12 protein-coding genes, 1 tRNA gene and 1 pseudogene are annotated in these 15,787 nt (G+C 62.1%); 8 read left to right on the top strand and 6 right to left on the bottom strand.

Features of this window, described 5'->3' with window-relative positions; all coding sequences use genetic code 11:
- Positions 1-219: 219 nt before the first annotated feature.
- The 3 genes and pseudogenes from D183_RS0119065 to D183_RS27580 all read left to right on the top strand — a co-directional run bounded on the left by D183_RS0119065 (position 220) and on the right by D183_RS27580 (position 2,195).
- Positions 220-293: transfer RNA gene (locus D183_RS0119065), tRNA-Gly, on the top strand.
- Positions 294-472: 179 nt separating this feature from the next.
- Positions 473-715: pseudogene (locus tag D183_RS28270) on the top strand (site-specific integrase); the annotation flags it as partial.
- Between the two features lie 658 nt (positions 716-1,373).
- Complete coding sequence (locus tag D183_RS27580; protein WP_157835226.1) at positions 1,374-2,195, top strand: hypothetical protein; 822 nt, start codon at positions 1,374-1,376, stop codon at positions 2,193-2,195.
- On the opposite strand, the gene hxsA is transcribed toward D183_RS27580, so the two are convergent.
- From hxsA to D183_RS26030, 4 genes are all read right to left on the bottom strand, one after another.
- Positions 2,170-2,661, bottom strand: coding sequence for a His-Xaa-Ser repeat protein HxsA (hxsA, locus tag D183_RS28265; RefSeq protein WP_430542517.1), 492 nt, complete (start codon positions 2,659-2,661; stop codon positions 2,170-2,172). The genes D183_RS27580 and hxsA overlap by 26 nt on opposite strands.
- Positions 2,662-2,738: 77 nt before the next feature.
- On the bottom strand, positions 2,739-3,926 hold the full coding sequence (hxsC, locus tag D183_RS25275; protein ID WP_039728716.1) for a His-Xaa-Ser system radical SAM maturase HxsC: 1,188 nt from the start codon (positions 3,924-3,926) through the stop codon (positions 2,739-2,741).
- The gene (gene hxsB / locus D183_RS25270; protein ID WP_039728714.1) at positions 3,913-5,418 is read right to left on the bottom strand and encodes a His-Xaa-Ser system radical SAM maturase HxsB; all 1,506 of its coding nucleotides are present in this window, start codon (positions 5,416-5,418) and stop codon (positions 3,913-3,915) included. Before hxsB ends, hxsC begins: the two co-directional genes overlap by 14 nt.
- Positions 5,415-5,720: a hypothetical protein gene (locus D183_RS26030; protein WP_051067653.1), complete on the bottom strand. Its 306-nt coding sequence runs from the start codon at positions 5,718-5,720 to the stop codon at positions 5,415-5,417. Before D183_RS26030 ends, hxsB begins: the two co-directional genes overlap by 4 nt.
- Before the next feature lie 651 nt (positions 5,721-6,371).
- On the opposite strand from D183_RS26030, the gene D183_RS0119045 reads away from it, so the two are divergent.
- Entirely contained in the window at positions 6,372-8,420 is a 2,049-nt protein-coding gene (locus D183_RS0119045) for a phosphocholine-specific phospholipase C (protein WP_081613396.1), read from the top strand.
- 409 nt (positions 8,421-8,829) lie between these two features.
- On the opposite strand, the gene D183_RS0119040 is transcribed toward D183_RS0119045, so the two are convergent.
- Complete coding sequence (locus tag D183_RS0119040; protein ID WP_026144658.1) at positions 8,830-11,139, bottom strand: TonB-dependent receptor family protein; 2,310 nt, start codon at positions 11,137-11,139, stop codon at positions 8,830-8,832.
- 275 nt (positions 11,140-11,414) lie between these two features.
- Between D183_RS0119040 and rimK the strand changes: the two genes are divergently transcribed.
- The 4 genes from rimK (at position 11,415) to D183_RS0119020 (ending at position 15,037) form a co-directional block, all read left to right on the top strand.
- Complete coding sequence (gene rimK / locus D183_RS0119035) at positions 11,415-12,308, top strand: 30S ribosomal protein S6--L-glutamate ligase (protein WP_026143298.1); 894 nt, start codon at positions 11,415-11,417, stop codon at positions 12,306-12,308.
- A gap of 251 nt (positions 12,309-12,559) precedes the next feature.
- Positions 12,560-13,018 (top strand): hypothetical protein, encoded by a 459-nt coding sequence (locus D183_RS0119030; RefSeq protein WP_039728712.1) that lies wholly within the window; start codon positions 12,560-12,562, stop codon positions 13,016-13,018.
- Positions 13,019-13,032: 14 nt separating this feature from the next.
- Positions 13,033-13,710, top strand: coding sequence for a response regulator transcription factor (locus tag D183_RS0119025; RefSeq protein WP_010340533.1), 678 nt, complete (start codon positions 13,033-13,035; stop codon positions 13,708-13,710).
- A complete protein-coding gene (locus tag D183_RS0119020; RefSeq protein WP_026144657.1) occupies positions 13,703-15,037 on the top strand; it encodes a sensor histidine kinase in 1,335 nt (444 codons plus the stop codon). Before D183_RS0119025 ends, D183_RS0119020 begins: the two co-directional genes overlap by 8 nt.
- A 109-nt stretch (positions 15,038-15,146) precedes the next feature.
- Here the strand turns inward: D183_RS0119020 and coaE are convergent, their stop codons facing one another.
- Positions 15,147-15,776: a dephospho-CoA kinase gene (gene coaE, locus D183_RS0119015; RefSeq protein WP_017910398.1), complete on the bottom strand. Its 630-nt coding sequence runs from the start codon at positions 15,774-15,776 to the stop codon at positions 15,147-15,149.
- Between the last annotated feature and the right edge of the window lie 11 nt (positions 15,777-15,787).

Raw genomic sequence — 15,787 nt, 5'->3', positions numbered from 1 at the left:
AGGGTGGGGCAGATGGGGTGACGTAAACCAACGGCATTGGATGCCAGTTGTGGGAGGGGCTTCAGCCCCGACGCCTCTGATCTCGAGCCGTCGGGACTGAAGCCCTTCTGCATTTCCAGGGCACGCTGCTGGGAGTGCCGGGATCGCCCGCGCGCTGCAGCCGCATTGCGCCGATTTCTTGCGCAACCCCCGGCCCAGCGCATAGACTGCACCGGCAACGCGGGCGTAGCTCAATGGTAGAGCTGTAGCTTCCCAAGCTACTGACGTGGGTTCGATTCCCATCGCCCGCTCCAGTCTCGCAAATGCTAGCGCTAAGTTGTTGACCGCGCTGACTATTCCTCCCGACTGAAGACCGCCTCGAACGACATCCCAAGGTATCGTTTCAGGTATCGTTTTTGCCAAAACCCCTCTTGCTGCATTGGCCGTCAGGTCGCTATGTGCGCTTCTTGGTTCCCGTTGATTTGCGGGCATGGAGGTGGTGGCGCTTGCCCAAGCCAATCAAGTTCCCGAGCCTGCCGCCTGGACGGTTGCCAAGCACCGTCAGCGCTTGTCTGTGTTCTTCGTGTAGTCCGTGTCGGCGGGGCTTCTCACGACCAGTCCCTTGGCGGGTATCCGGGCGATTGCCATGCCTGACGCCGACGACACGGGCGAGCCCTTCACCGACGACCAGTTGAGGGCGATCTTCGATCCGATAGCTTTCCCGGCGTGCGCATCTGACATTTGCTTTGCCTGAGCCCTCGTGCCGTTGACCAAGCTCGGTGACCTTGGCACTGATCTGTTCGGGCAGAGTGTGATCAAGGTGTTCGAGTTTTTCTAGTTGACGGGGCTTTTCAAGTTTACCCGCGTCCAGCACGAGATAGTGCGTGGTTTCTATGTCTGAGGCAGCAAGATTAAAATAAAGAGAGTAAGAAAAAATGCTCCTTTTTCCCGGAGCACTTTTTTGATCCGCGCAAACGGCGCTGAATGATTCAATGCACTCTGATGAGTGGCTTTTACTTTCTAAGCCGACTAAACGTTGTCGAAATCTTAAATGTAAAGCCCCGCGCATGGGGCAAGTGGGCATCACTGCTCACAACGTCAATCGGTGTTTTGTTGCCGATGCATTCAGCCTGAAGCGTAAAAGAGCTTTGTCAAGTGCTTTGGCATAAAAAAATTTGAGAAAATATGTGGGATCCGTTCGTGGCGATCTTTTGGTTTGGAGGCCGGATAAATATGGCTTGAAAGATGCGCCTCATTGCTTGAATATATTGGAGTGCTAACCTGGCTATCAGTCAGTAGCCATGACTGCACGATCAACTCATTAGTCTGAGCCGCGTTCTGCCGTTTTTTAATGATCTGCCACTGGATCTCTGGCAGGCAGAAGGAAGTGATCAATGAAGATTGCACTATTCCAATTGTGCGCATGGGAAGTTGAAAGTATGACACAAGCAAGGAAGGCTATTCCCGAAGAAGTGGGGAAGCTGTTAGGTGTCCTGGATCTTGCTGCCAAAGTCGATCTTGCTGTATTTCCAGAGCACTACCCCTTCGCAGGAAGGGCAGTCGATCTTACGATTGAAGAAGCAAAGGCTCTTCTTGAGCAGGTGAATTCCAGAGTCTCCTTTGTGGCCGGTGGCTATGTTAGCGAAGGCGAAATTCGCCGCAACAGCATTTTTCTGACTAAAGGCAGGCTCAGTCTCGATTTCTATTTCAAGCGCGTTCCTTGGCGGAAAGAAGGCATTGTTGGTGAGCGCGCGAAGATGTGGAGCTTGGGGCGCCGCCGCCTTTTCCCAATGATTTGCTCAGACGTCTGTGAGCCTTGGAATAAGGCCAAGGGTCAAACAGCCAAGATGATGGCTGAGGCACTGAACCTAGGGGTGAGTAAAGGCTGCCCGATCATCGTGCCTACCTTCGGCGCGGATTTGCGGGAGCCTTATTGGACTGAACCCCTATCAGCATGGGCCAAAGCCTTAGGCACGCCTATTGTCGTGGTGGCCGTTGCTGGGGTAAGTGAGGGTAGCTTCAAGGAGCTTGGTGAAGAACGGCGCTACGGGGGTGGGGGAAGCGGGGTGTATTGGCCAGATGGCACGGTTTGGCCTCCCAAAGCAGAGTCCGTGAAACGGGGGGTCTACCTCGTGGATCTTACAGATCCTCAGAGCGGACGATTCATCGAATTGCCGAAAAGAGCTAGATTCAGATCCGAACGCTCAGAGCGGTAAGTGTCTCGGTGGTCATTGTTCCGGTCGCGGAGAGGCCGTGATCTCGTTGAAACGAGCGCAAAGCGGCTTGTGTTTGACCGTTCATGACGCCGTCGATGGCACCTGGATCATAACTACGGGCAAACAATGCCGCTTGCACGCGCATGATCAAAAGTTTGAGATCGTTCTCGCTCCGTTTCGGCGTCTGTGTAAGCGTGGAGGGCAAAGGTCGGACAGTATTGAGAGAACCTGAACTGTTCGGCGTGGTGTCACGACTTGGCGAAAGTGTTGCAGGTGCGCTGTAAGTCGAGGGGGCGGTGTAAGTCGGCGCAGGCGTGTAAGAGCGATACGAGCTACCCGACCCGGAAGAGTGGGAGCTATGGGAGCTATGTGAACTGTGGGAACTATGAGATCGATGTCCCGCATACAGGTTGTGCCGCCCCTCATTCAGGGGCGAACTCAACACCGTTGCATATTTGCCGTCCATCTCCACCAGATCGTTCAGGCCCACGGGTGTTTGGGGCGGCTCTGTGCTGAAAGCACCAAGCGTTGAGCCTGCGAGGACTAATGCATTAGACATTGGACTTCCTTGATGGGATTAACGGCGCGACTGGTCCATTGGGGCGTCACCCAAGAGAAGAAGCCGCCACACTGATCTTTGACAAAGCAAGCGGAGCAACTTTCCAAGTAGTCATTCTTCCAGTTAGAGATGCTGCGCTTGGCAAACGGCCAAAGATCTTTTGGAATGGCGCAGAGTGGAAGGTTGTAAAGCGAAACGGCCATGCCTGCCTGACTCAGCGCTTGGGTGGACGCGGTGAGCGTATCAGCATAGTCAAACGGATCAGCCCACAGCGCTTCGTAATGAGCCTTGGCAAATCCGACGGGCTCAATACCCATCAAAGCGACATGCTCAACGAACGAGAGATTGCGCAAGATGAAGCGCGTGATTTGCCGCAAACGCTCAAAAGAAGGCTTGACTAAGACCACTCTGACTTCCACACGCTGCTTTGCTGCTTCCAAAGCGTAGAGACCTCGAACGGTCTGGGCGAACGCGCCCTCACTTTGAACCACATAGTCATGAAGCGCGTAGTGATCGCCATAGAGCGGTACGCCCCAGCTCAGACGCGGTGTCAGGCCTTCAAATGAGGAGGTCAAGGCCTGATTGCTCAGTAAGCGGCCATTTGAAAGAACATGGAGCTGGGTTTCAGGAAGAGAATCCTTGCATTTTTCAATCACTCGTCGAAGGCCTGCGCCAAGCAGCGTCGGCTCTCCACCACTGATGGCAAGCGATGACTCAGAACGGTCAATCAACTCAATGAGTTCGCAAAGATGTTCAACCCGCCAGTCATCTTGAACCTGTCGAGGAGGTTGAGAGCACATCAGACAAAAGCTGTTGCACCGCTCAGTCGTGAAAAGCACATTTCCTTTGGCACCTCGACGATAGCGAATAGCGACCTTTTGTCGTAAAGGATCAAGCTCGATGACATCACCTGGACGCACAATGGCCGGGTCCCCATGCATTGCAATCGAAACTCGCCCGGATACTATCGGCTTGCCCGCCTCAGTCACAAAGCCTGCCCAAGGCAGATCGATCAGGTTTGAAGATAGTGCATGCGGCGGGATCATGCGAAGATCCAGCGCCATCCTCTCGATGGGGTGGTTCGCATTGGCAATCTCTTCTAAGCCCGCTACTTTGAGCAGATGTGGTTGAGCGTGACCCGAGATGGTTGCCTTTGTGTCAAGCGGCAGCATGAAGCCCACCCTTGGCATCTTCCGAAGGCGTTGATTGGATTGCCCATTGTTCCAGCACCGCGCGTTCTTCCTGGCTTGCTTGCTCATATCGTTTCAAGAGCAGATCAAACAGGCCGATTTGACGCTGACAGAAGTCGCTTGTCGGGCGGTGGCCAATCGTATCGCCTTGGCGCGCGAAGTGATCGACAGGGTCGGCGCCGCAAAGCGGCACATAGGCACAGTCGCTACAAGTTGGAAGTGCTTCTGCAACGCCGCCTGCCATAAGTTGCATCATGGCAGGCGACTTCAACCAATCTGTAACGCTCTGGTCGACTCGGCCAAGCGAAAAGCGTGGGTTACCCATGGAAGCAAGCATTCGTGCTTCATCGGATGGGTAGGCTTGTCCATCGTAGTCGTAAATCACTGCTCCGAACCCCGCCCCGGTGGGTGAACGAAGATCCACATAGCCATGGGCAAATGAGCCTAGAAGCTGGGATAGCAGCAAGCTGGCATAGGTTTCCTCCATCTGAAAACCGCCGCAATTGATGTCGATCAGGTAGTCCAAGGCTTGAGCGTAGAAGTCTAAGAAAGCGCTCATCGAATAGCCGTTGCGATGGCGCGTTTTGACCGCAAAGCCGTATGGGCTCAATGGCCGGAGAGAGATCGAGTGAAAGCCAAGCTTGCGGTATTCATCGATGATTGCCCTTGGCACTTCGAGACTGCGCTTAGTCAGGGTCGTCAGTGCAGAAACCGCATCGTCACCTAGCGCAGCGCGCCCCCGCTCAATCCCGTCGACCGTTCGGCGATAGCTATCGCGCTCCGGGCGAGGACGATTGGCATTGTGCAGCCACTCCGGCCCATCCAACGATGTCGAAAGTTTGAAGCGATGCTCCTTGAAGAAGCTAAGTTGACTATCGGTGAGATCATGCAGTGTTGAGGCAAGGACAAAACGCAATGCCCTTTTTTCTTGCACATTTCGAGCAACTATTTGTTCAGTGAGCGAGCGGACTTGATCGAAGTGAAGCAGAGGCTCGCCACCTTGGAACTCGATGGTCAATTCGGGGCTTGGCCACTCGAAGAGTCGGTCGACTGCTAAAGCAGCCGCTTGCCCGCTCATGTCAAACTGAGTTGCGCTCGTTTGCTGGCGAGACACTTGGCAATAGTTGCAGGTGTGGTGGCAGCGCAAAGAGACGACGAAGATGTGGAGGGCTGGTCCATCAAAGAGATAAGACTTGCGAGTGCGAAACTGGCTGATGACCGGCGCGAGAGAGCTTCGATCTTGGTCAAGCACAACCATGTGCCTGGCTTGCAGGTCGGGTAGGGCCGGATGGTCAAGCGGGAGATCGTGCTCAACAAGGCGCCTGAAAAGGGAATGCTCCATCGTCATCCAATCTCCTGCCAAGGAAGATACGAAGACGCGCTTTGGATCCCAGGGCAAGCGACGGAAGCGAAGAGGCAAAAGGCGGTAGGGTGCGGCTTTGCCTGTAAATGCGTGAGGAGGCCGAAACTTCATAGGGATAGCAGCGGCTTTAGAGGCTGTGCCTCGCGAAGAGCAGCCTGGATGAGGTCTCGCTGGAGTTGAGCAGTCTCGATACGGACAGATTCACGAAGACGCTCATCGAGCGCATCGTTCATGAATCGGGCCTTCAAATCTGGTGGCAACTCATTTCCGTCAAGCGGTGTAAGAACCACACCCAACGCGGTATCAGTGCTGAGGATTTCAACACCCAAAAGAGCGGTGTAGCGATGAACAGTTCGAACGACCACGTCGTCGCTGAATAAGCGCCGATCAAGCGCAACCCTGAGGCTGTTCATGTTCTCTGCGGTTCCCGCCGCAGCCCCCCTGCGGTTCGACAAAGACTTTGCTCTACTGAGCCGGTAGCTTGCAAAGCAAGAAGCAGAGCGCTGGCAAATTGTCTACCTCAGTAGACCCAATCGGGTGACGGCTTACCTTGTGGTGCCGTGCGGCGTTGGTTCGTCGTAAGAAAGTCCCCGTATGGGCCTGTGTTCCACCTAAGGCAGCAATTAATCGGTAAACCTGCTCGCTTGAGGGGCTGCTTGCGCCCTTGTAGAGTCAGGTAGCGTTTGAGGTGTCCTTTTGGGTCCCTTGGCTGCCTAAAAATTAAGCGAATCAATGGGTTGGGGTGAGTTGGATTCGGTTCCCATCGTCTGCTCTATCTGTTGCAAGCGCTTTCGCGCTTGCTGAGCGCTGCAATACCGAGTTCGCTCCGCAATTTCTACTCCTTTCCTGGCCGCGCTTCCACACGTTGTCGATGTGGTCGCGTCGTGCTGCGCAGTCCTGTTCGAAGACCCTGAGCCGGACTACGCCTGTCGCAGCGAGGAAGTCGCTGTCAAACCCTCTTCATCGATCAGCCTTAGGCTGGCCGACGCCTGAGCGTTCGCTCGTTGCCGGTGTTGCTTCTCGTGGTCGATCACAGCCGTCGTCGTTTTCTTACCCGCACGTCCATGGTCCTCGGGGCTGGCGCGACCATGCCGCTGTTGCCGGGCGTCATCCGCAGCGCGCTGGCGGTGCCGCCGGCGCGGGTCACCGGCACGCTGCAGGACGTGCAGCATGTGGTGATCCTGATGCAGGAGAACCGCTCCTTCGATCATTACTTCGGCTGCCTGCGCGGGGTGCGCGGCTATGGCGATCCGCGGCCGCTGCGGCTGCCCAGCGGCAAGTCGGTCTGGTACCAGCCCGAGCGCAAGGGCAGCGACCGCTATGTATTGCCGTTCCGGCTCAACAGCCAGACCAGCAGCGCGCAGTGGATGAAGGATCTCAACCACGACTGGAAGGGCTCGCACGAGACCTGGAAGCACCACGATGCCTGGATCGCGCAGAAGAGCGCGATGAGCATGGGCCACTTCCAGCGCGAGGACCTGCCGTTCTACTACGCGCTGGCCGACGCCTTCACCCTTTGCGACGGCTACCACGCCTCGCTGTTCGGACCGACCAATCCCAATCGCATGTACATGTTCACCGGCACCAGCGGCCTGAGCGTCGGCAACGACGGCGAGCAGGCGGTGAACAACCGCGACGACGGCAACTGGACCGGGGACATGGCGCGCGACAATCCGCGCTTTCCCGGCTACACCTGGAGCACCTACTCCGAGCGCCTGCAGCAGGCCGGCATCAGTTGGCAGGTCTATCAGGAGTTCGACAACTACGGCGACAACAGCCATCCGTACTTCGCCAACTTTCGCAAGCTGGACCGCGCGTCGCCGTTGTACCGCCGCGGCCGCGCCATCGTGCCTGGCTCCACCGCCGACAACGCCAAGGCCTCGCGCGGCGAACACCTGGTGGCCGCGTTCGAGCGCGACGTGCGCGCCGGCACGCTGCCGCAGGTGTCGTGGATCGTCGCGCCGTACCTGCTCAGCGAGCATCCCGAGGCCACCCCGGCCTATGGCGAATCCTTGAGCGCGCGGCTGCTGGAGGTGCTGGCCGCTTCGCCGGAGGTCTGGTCGAAGACGGTGTTCCTGATCAACTACGACGAGAACGACGGCTTCTTCGACCACGTGCCGCCGGCGTTGCCGGCGATCCGGCCGGAGCTGGGCGCCAGCAACGTGGACCTGCATGGCGAGGACTATCACGGCGTGCCGGTCGGGCTGGGGCCGCGGGTGCCGATGCTGGTGGTGTCGCCGTGGAGCCGCGGCGGCTGGGTGAACTCGCAGGTGTTCGACCACACCTCGGTGCTGCGCTTCCTGGAGCAGCGTTTCGGCGTGATGGAGCCGAACATCAATCCCTGGCGCCGCGCGGTTGCCGGCGATCTGACCTCCACGCTGGACTTCGTCGGCCACGATTCGGCGCCGGTTGCCTTGCCGGATACCCGCGACTACATCGCCCGCATCGATGCCACCGCGACGCTGCCGCCGCCACAGCGCCCTGCCCAGCAGGCGCTGCCGGTGCAGGAGCCCGGGCAGCGCCCGGCACGCGCGTTGCCGTACGATTTCGATGTGCGGCTAGAGGTGCAGGCGGACGCGCGCGTGTTGCGCATGCGCAACCGCGGCACGGCCGGCGTTGCGCTCAATACCTATGCCGACGAGGGTGTGGCCGGGCCCTGGTTCTACACACTGGCCGCCGGCAGCGAGCTGCAGGATGCGCGCCCCTGGCGCGGCGCTGCCGCCGATGCCGGCTACGCGTTGCGCGTGCACGGGCCCAATGGGTTCCTGCGCGAGTTCCATGGCGACGGGATCGGCGATGCCGGTCTGCAGGCCGAGGCCGACTACGATGCCGTCGCGCAATGCTTGCTGCTGACGCTGGTCAATGCCGGTGAGCAGCCCTGCGCGTTGCGCGTGCGCGACGGGTATCGCGGCGATGGTGGCGAGCAGGCGATCACGCTCGCTGCCGGTGATCGCACCGTCCTGCGTCTGCCGCTGCAGGCACAGCACCACTGGTATGACCTGACCATCGACAGCGCGACTTTGCCGCAGTGGCGGCGGCGCCTGGCCGGGCACATCGAGACCGGCCGGCCGAGCATGAGCGATCCGGCGATCGGCCGCGCGGTCGACGCGTAGTGGCTGCACTGGCGCTCTGATGCGTGGCCAGTTTCTGGCTGAGCACGGATGTTGCCGGAGCAGGACCTATAGGTAATGTGGCCGCTGTAGAAGTCACTGTGATCCGGGTTCACTAAGCGAGGCCATTGGCGCTTTGACCCTGTTGCAGTCGGGACTGAAGTCCCTCCCACAAGGATGGGGACGGCCTTCGACGTCGCTGACAGCGGGTGCGCATGACGCCCGGCGATGCGCCGGCGCTGGCGGCAGATTCAGTCGCGATCCTTTCGAGCGCATGCGATTCTGAAACGACGGCCAATGCTGCATGGCGATCCCCGTGCCCTGCAAGTTCGCCTCGCTCCCAAAACGCAAACGCCGCCGCTGCAAGAGCAGCGGCGGCGCGTGATGCCTTCCCTGACAGTGTCGCGTCGGCTCAGAACTTGCCGCTGAAGGTGACGAAGAACTGGCGCGGCGCACCGGCCATCAGCGTCTGGTTGTAGCCGTTGGGGTCGGAGACGACGTAGCCGTTGGTGCCGACGGTGGCGAAGTAGCGCTTGTCGAACAGGTTGGTGACGTTCGCGCTCAGGCCCAGGTTCTGGAACATGCCGACCTGGCCGAAGTCGTAGCCGGCGCTGAGGTCGAAGCGCCAGTAGCTGGGCACCGACGAGTCGTTGAGGTAGCTGATGTAGCGGCGGCCGGTGTACTTGCCGTCCAGCGAGGCGTGCCAGCCGGCGTTTTCGTAGGCCAGGCTGCTGGAGAACATCCACTCGGGGATGCCGACCACGCGCTTGCCGGAGGTCGCCACCACGCCGCCGTTGAGGTAGTCGTCCTGGTAGGTCGAGTCGTCATAGGACAGCGAGTTCAGCCAGCGCAGCTGTTCGATCGGACGCCAGATCACCGCCAGGTCGGCACCCTGGCTACGCACCGAACCGACGTTGTTGAGCGTGGCCGAGCAGGTCTGGATCGCGCTGCACGGCGAGGTCACCAGCAGGCGGTCGTCGAAGGTGGTGTGGTACAGGGCCAGCGACGCTTCCACGCCGGCGCCGCGCACGCGGTAACCCAGTTCGTAGGTCTGCGCGGTCTCCGGCTCCAGCGAGCCCTTGATCGCATTGAACGCGGCCTGCGATTCCTGGAACGGGGTGAAGCCGAAGCCGGCCATGTTCTTGTTGTAGGAGGCGTAGACCTCCTGGTGATCGTCGATCTTGTAGTTGATGCCGACCTGCGGCAGCAGGTCCGAGTCGGCCTTGATCTCGCCGGCGGCATTGGACGCGGACGGCACCTGCGACTGCGCGGTGGTGTCGACGATCAGCTTCTTGGCGCCGAAGTTCAGGGTCAGGCGCTCGTCCATCAGGCGCAGCGTGTCCTGCGCGTAGACCATGGTCGTGTCGGTATCGTAGTGCTGGGCGAAGCCGCGCGCGAACAGGGTGCCGTTCTTGTTGAAGTAGTACAGGTCGGTGAACGGGCCGTCGAGCAGGAAGTAGTTGCGCTCCTGCACGGTCTTGGCGTTCTGGTACCAGCCGCCGATCTCGATCTCGTTGCCTGCCACGGTGAAGTTCAGCGAGCCGGTGACGCCATGGCGGTTGAGGCGGTAGTCGGTGGTGCGCATCGACAGCGGCACGCTGGGCGAGGACGCGACGTACGGCGTGGTCCACTGGCCTTCGCCGTTGTTGTCGTGGTAGTAGCCGGTCAGGTTCAGCGTGGCGCTGCCGCCGAGGTTGAACGTGCCGCTGAGCGCGGCCAGGTTGTCGCGGCGCAGGCCGGCGCCGGAGTAGTAGGACGCGTCGGCCTTGTCGTAGTCGGCCGGCAGGCCGTTGAGGCTGGCCGGGTAGCTGCCCTTGCCGTTGAGCGCGTTGGCGATCTGCACCGCGCTGTTCCAGTCCGGCATCAGGTAGTCCCAGTCCCAGCCGAGGACCCGCTGCGAGGTCAGCGACAGGTCCATGATGTCGTATTCCTTGCGGTGCGAGCTGTCCAGGTACAGGCTGACCCGGTTGCCGTCGCCCCACTGGTACAGCGCCTTGGCGTTGGCCTGGTTGTACTCGTTGTTGCCGTAGCCCTTCCACTTGTCCATTTCGCCGTGCACCAGCGAGGTGTACAGCGAGAAGCCGTGGATGTCGCCGGTGTCGCCGCGCAGGTAGGTGCGGCGGGTGCTGTCGGAGCCGAGGGTCTGGCTGAAGCGGAAGCCGGCGTCGGCATCCGGATCGGCGGAGTAGTAGCGCACGGTGCCGCCGAGGTTGCTGCTCGACGGCGTGCCCAGGCCGCCGGCGCCCTGCGCCAGCTCCACCGATGCCACGTTCTCGGAAATGATCGCGCGGGTCACCTGCAGGCCATCGGTGACGCCGTAGCTCATGTTGCCCAGCGGCACGCCGTCCAGGGTGAAGCCGAGGCGGCTCTGGTCGAACCCGTGCAGGCTGATCGCGGTGGACCATTCGTAGGCGCCGAACGGGTCGGCCGACTGGAACTGCACGCCGGGCAGCTTGTCCAGCACCTTCAGAGCGCTGGTGCCGGGGGCGGCGATTCCGATGTCCTCACGGGTGATGCGCTGCACCTGGCGGGTGGTGCCGCTGGACACGACGGTGATCGCGTCGAGCATGGTGGCATCGTTGCCGCTCGCGCTGGCCGCCGCATCGGCGATTGCGGTGGCGGCGGCCGGCGCGGTCTCGGCCAGCGCGGCGAAGGCCGGCAGGGCGGACGCGACGGCGAGCACCAGCGCGTGCGGGCGCAAGGATCTGGAAGTGGGGGTCATCGAAAGTCACCAATCAAGAGGGGGAGACGTTCCGGTCCTGCCGCGCGGGGCGCGGGCAGCCGGCACCGGGCCGGTACGCGGCCCGCCCGCCACGATGCAACGGTTTTGTGAACGTTTCGGGGCGGTCCGATGTCGGCTGTGGGACAGCACGCGGAACGTGGGTGATGGCGGTCACCGCCGATCCCGGCCTTGCCGCGCGGGCGGCGGCGACGCGCGGCATCGCGGCGCCGGTCGCGCGACGTATGATGCCGGGCCAGCCACCGCCGCCGCCTTCGATGAAGCTTGCCATCCTGTCCCGCAATACCAAGCTGTACTCGACCCGGCGCCTGGTCGAGGCCGGCCGCGAACGCGGGCACACGGTGCGCGTGCTGGACCCGCTGCGCTGCTACATGCGCATCGCCGCCGGCGCTTTCACCATGCATTACAAGGGCAAGCCGATCACCGGCTACGACGCAGTGATCCCGCGCATCGGCAATTCGGTGACCCGCTACGGCACCGCGGTGCTGCGGCAACTGGAGATGATGGGCGTCTGCACGCCCAACCCGTCCGACGCGATCCTGCGCGCCCGCGACAAGCTGCGCGCGCATCAACTGCTGGCGGCCAAGGGCATCGACATGCCGATGACCGTGTTCGGCGACAACCCGGACGACACCGGCGATCTGCTGTCCATGCTCGGCCCGCCGCCGCACGTGGTGAAGTTGAACGAGGGCACCCAGGGCACCGGGGTGATCCTGACCGAGAAGGCCAGCGCCTCGCGCGGCGTGGTCGAGGCGCTGCGCGGGCTGTATGCCAATTTCCTGGTGCAGGAGTTCATCGGCGAGGCCGAGGGCGCCGACCTGCGCTGCTTCGTGGTCGGCAACCAGGTGGTGGCGGCGATGCGCCGCACCGCGCCGGAGGGCGACTTCCGCTCCAACCTTCATCTGGGCGGCACCGCCGAGAAGACCGCGGCCAGCCGTGGCGAGCAGGAGGTCGCGGTACGCTCGGCCAAGGCGCTGGGCCTGGGTGTGGCCGGCGTCGATCTGATTCGCTCCAAGCGCGGGCCGCTGGTGCTGGAGGTCAACTCCACCCCGGGCCTGGAAGGCATCGAGACGGTCTGTGGGCTGGATATCGCCGGCAAGGTCATCGAGCACCTCGAAGCTTGCCTGAAACGAAAGAAATCAGGGGCTTAGTCGCATTACTGGCCGTTCGTTCTGGCTTAACACCGGTTTAATTCCGCCCTGCGTAAGCTTCCCCGGACCGCAGCTCTGCCCTCCTCAGCAGGAACGGTAATCGGGATAGAAAAACTTTCGGCCCAGGCAGCCCCGCTGCCTGGGTCTTTTTCTTGGGCAATCGCCCACCAGGCTTCTCTCGCGGCCCGCTTGCCGCGGTGTTTCAGCGGGGGCTACATTGCGGGGTGGGTCCAATCTGCGAGGGGAAGGGGATGAAACGATCGATGGCCTTGGTGCTGGGCATGCTCCTGGCGTGCACGGCGATGGCGGCGCCCAAAGGTGAGGCGCCCATGAACGTGAAGAAAGCGTTCGCGCAGCAACTCAGTACAATCCGGCAGCAATTGAACGACGGCAAGACCTATTCCGAAATCAATGCTGACGATCGCAGCAAGGTCGAAGCCGCATTGGCGCGAATGGCTGCGATACTCGACGCCCACCAGGACGTGGGCACCTTGAAAGAGGAGCAGAAGGTCGCGTTGTTCAACGATCAGGAAACGGTGAATACGCTGCTGACCAAGGCGGCGGCGGACAGCCGGATGGTATGCAGGCGCGAGGCCGTCACCGGTTCGCTGCGCACCACCACGCAATGCAAGACCGTGGCGGAACGCCGCCGCGACAACGAGGATGCGCAGGAACTGATGCGGCGCAATCCAACTGGCAAGTACGACTGACGGGGTAAATGTTGGTGCGAATTCTAGTGATCGAAGACAACAGCGACATCGCTGCCAATCTCGGCGACTACCTCGAGGATCGCGGTCATACCGTCGATTTCGCCGCCGATGGCGTCACCGGTCTGCACCTGGCGGTGGTGCACGAGTTCGATGCGATCGTGCTCGATCTCAATCTGCCCGGCATGGACGGCATCGAGGTCTGCCGCAAGCTGCGCAACGAAGCGCGCAAGCAGACGCCGGTACTGATGCTTACGGCGCGCGATTCGTTGGACAACAAGCTCGCCGGCTTCGATTCCGGCGCCGACGACTACCTGATCAAGCCGTTCGCGCTGCAGGAAGTGGAAGTGCGGCTCAACGCGCTGTCGCGCCGTGGCAAGGGCGTGCACACCCGGGTGCTGGAGACCGGCGATCTGGAATACAACCTGGATACGCTGGAAGTGCGTCGCCAGGGCAAGCTGCTGCAGCTCAATCCCACCGCGCTGAAGATCCTGCAGGCGCTGATGGAAGCCGCGCCGGCGGTGGTGACCCGGCAGGAACTGGAAACCCGCGTCTGGGGCGAGGAACTGCCCGATTCCGATTCCCTGCGCGTGCATATCCATGGTCTGCGCGCGGTGGTGGACAAGCCGTTCGACGTGCCGATGATCCAGACCCGCCACGGCATCGGCTACCGCATCGCCGCACCCGATGCCTGAAGCGCCTGCGTTGCCGCGTGTGGTGCGGCGGCGCGGACGCTACCGCCGCCGCCTCCGCAGCCGCATCATCCTCTCGTTCGTGCTGTTGGGCTTCGGCCTGACGGCGCTGTTCGCGTTCGCCACCAACTGGGCGCGGGCACGCGTGGAGAACCAGCTGGTCGAGGTGGTGCTGAACCGCAACATCGACGAATACTCGCACCGGTTCTTCTCCGATCCGTCGAAGAACCCGGATCTGCCGGTGCAGCAGATGGTCGGCCGGGTGGTCAAGAGCGACCGCTTCGAGGCGCTGCGGCGCGAGCAGCCGGAGTGGTACAACTTCTCCGACGGCATCCACAACGTGTCCGGTCGCGACGAAACCGGCAAGCCGTTCTCCTACAAGGTGGCGGTGCGCAAGACCCCGAACTTCTGGTTCTTCCTCGCCTATGACATGACCCAGACCATGCAGGGCGAGGTGCAGCTCAAGCGCACCCTGATCCTGTCGGTGCTGGTGTTCAGCGCATTGTCGCTGGTGATCGGCTGGTGGTCGGCGTCGCGGGTGATGCGGCCGGTGTCGGACCTGGCCGCACGCCTGCGCGCCTATCGCGGCAGCAGCGATCCCAAGCCGCTGGCGCCGCACTTTCCCGACGACGAGGTCGGCCAGCTGGCCGAGGCGCTGGACGACTATTCGGCGCGCCTGACCGAAGTGGTGCAGCGCGACCGCGAGTTCAATGCCGACGTCAGCCATGAACTGCGCACGCCGCTGGCGGTGATCCGCGGCGCCACCGAGCTGCTGCTGACCCGGCCCAATCTCGACGAGAAAGTGCTGCAGCGCCTGCAGCGCATCCAGCGCGCCGAACAGCAGTGCAGCGACCTGATCGGATCGCTGCTGCTGCTGTCGCGCAACGAGCGCGGGCAGGGCCACAGCAACGTCGCCAAGGTGGCCGAGCAGTTGATCGAGTCGCATCGCGCGCAACTGGGCGGCAAGCCGCTGCAGTTGCTGCTGGAAGGCGAGCGCAACCTCACCATCGATGCACCGGAAGCGGCGCTGTCGGTGGCGCTGGGCAATCTGATCGGCAATGCCGTCAAGTACACCCAGGAAGGCCAGGTGGTGGTGCGCGTGCTGAGCGACGCGGTGCAGGTGATCGATTCCGGCCCGGGTCTGAGCGAGGAGGACGCGGCCAAGCTGTTCCAGCGCGGCTACCGCGGCACCCACGCGGGCCATTCGCAGGGCGGCGGCATCGGCCTATCGATCGTCAGTCGCCTCTGCGATCTCTATGGTTGGCAGGTCAACGTGCGTCCGGGCGCCACCAAGGGCGTGGTGGCGACACTGTGGTTCAAGCCGGCCTGAGGCTGACGAGGACGCTTCCTCCATCGCTTAGGAGCGGCTTCAGCCGCGACCGGGCATTCCCCCGGTGAAGATGATCGCGGCTGATCCCAGCGGGAACAAGGGCGCCTACCTACAAGGACGCTGACGCCTTGGTCGCAGCCAGCGCACGGTACTGCTCGTCCAGCTTTTCCACCGCTTCCTGCAATGCCGTCGCGGCGCCGTCGTTGACCACCACATTGTCGGCGATGGCCAGGCGCGCGACGCGGGTGGCCTGGGCCGCCAGCATGCGCTGCGCCAGGTCGGCGGTGATGCCGTCGCGTTGCATCAGGCGGGCGTGTTGCAGCGCCTCGGGGGCGTCGATCACCAGGATCCGGTCGAGCCAGGGATAGCGGGTGCGCGCACCGACCTCGGTCAACAACGGGATGGCGGCGATCGCGTATGGTCCGGCAGCCGCGCGGCACTGTTCCTGCAGCAACCGGCGAATGGCCGGATGGGTGATCGCTTCCAGGTCGCGGCGTGCCGTTGCGTCCTCGAAGATCCGCTGGCGCAAGGCGGCGCGGTCGAGTTGCCCATCGTCCTGCAGGATCTGCGGCCCGAACCGCGCCACGATCTGTGCCAGGGCGGGGTGGCCGGGCGCGACCACCGCACGCGCGGCGAGGTCGGCATCGGCGACGACGATGCCCTTGGCCTCGAAGCGGCGGCTCAGTTCGCTCTTGCCGGAGGCCACGCCTCCGGTCAGGCCGACGACGAAATCAGTCAAGCCTTGGGCTC

This window comes from Xanthomonas sp. SHU 199, assembly GCF_000364665.1.
In the GTDB taxonomy this organism is placed as follows: Bacteria; Pseudomonadota; Gammaproteobacteria; order Xanthomonadales; family Xanthomonadaceae; genus Xanthomonas_A; species Xanthomonas_A sontii.
Note: the sequence above shows the minus strand (reverse complement) of the source record. Positions and strands in the feature narration are given on the sequence as shown.

Bases quoted from the DNA above. Each gene is read 5' to 3' on its own strand.
- D183_RS26030 (WP_051067653.1), bottom strand. From the start codon at position 5,720: ATGAACAGCCTCAGGGTTGCGCTTGATCGGCGCTTATTCAGCGACGAC.
- hxsC (WP_039728716.1), bottom strand. From the start codon at position 3,926: ATGCTGCCGCTTGACACAAAGGCAACCATCTCGGGTCACGCTCAACCA.
- D183_RS0119030 (WP_039728712.1), top strand. From the start codon at position 12,560: ATGAAACGATCGATGGCCTTGGTGCTGGGCATGCTCCTGGCGTGCACG.
- D183_RS0119040 (WP_026144658.1), bottom strand. From the start codon at position 11,139: ATGACCCCCACTTCCAGATCCTTGCGCCCGCACGCGCTGGTGCTCGCC.
- D183_RS0119045 (WP_081613396.1), top strand. From the start codon at position 6,372: ATGGTCCTCGGGGCTGGCGCGACCATGCCGCTGTTGCCGGGCGTCATC.
- D183_RS27580 (WP_157835226.1), top strand. From the start codon at position 1,374: ATGAAGATTGCACTATTCCAATTGTGCGCATGGGAAGTTGAAAGTATG.
- rimK (WP_026143298.1), top strand. From the start codon at position 11,415: ATGAAGCTTGCCATCCTGTCCCGCAATACCAAGCTGTACTCGACCCGG.
- D183_RS0119020 (WP_026144657.1), top strand. From the start codon at position 13,703: ATGCCTGAAGCGCCTGCGTTGCCGCGTGTGGTGCGGCGGCGCGGACGC.
- hxsA (WP_430542517.1), bottom strand. From the start codon at position 2,661: ATGGACGGCAAATATGCAACGGTGTTGAGTTCGCCCCTGAATGAGGGG.
- hxsB (WP_039728714.1), bottom strand. From the start codon at position 5,418: ATGAAGTTTCGGCCTCCTCACGCATTTACAGGCAAAGCCGCACCCTAC.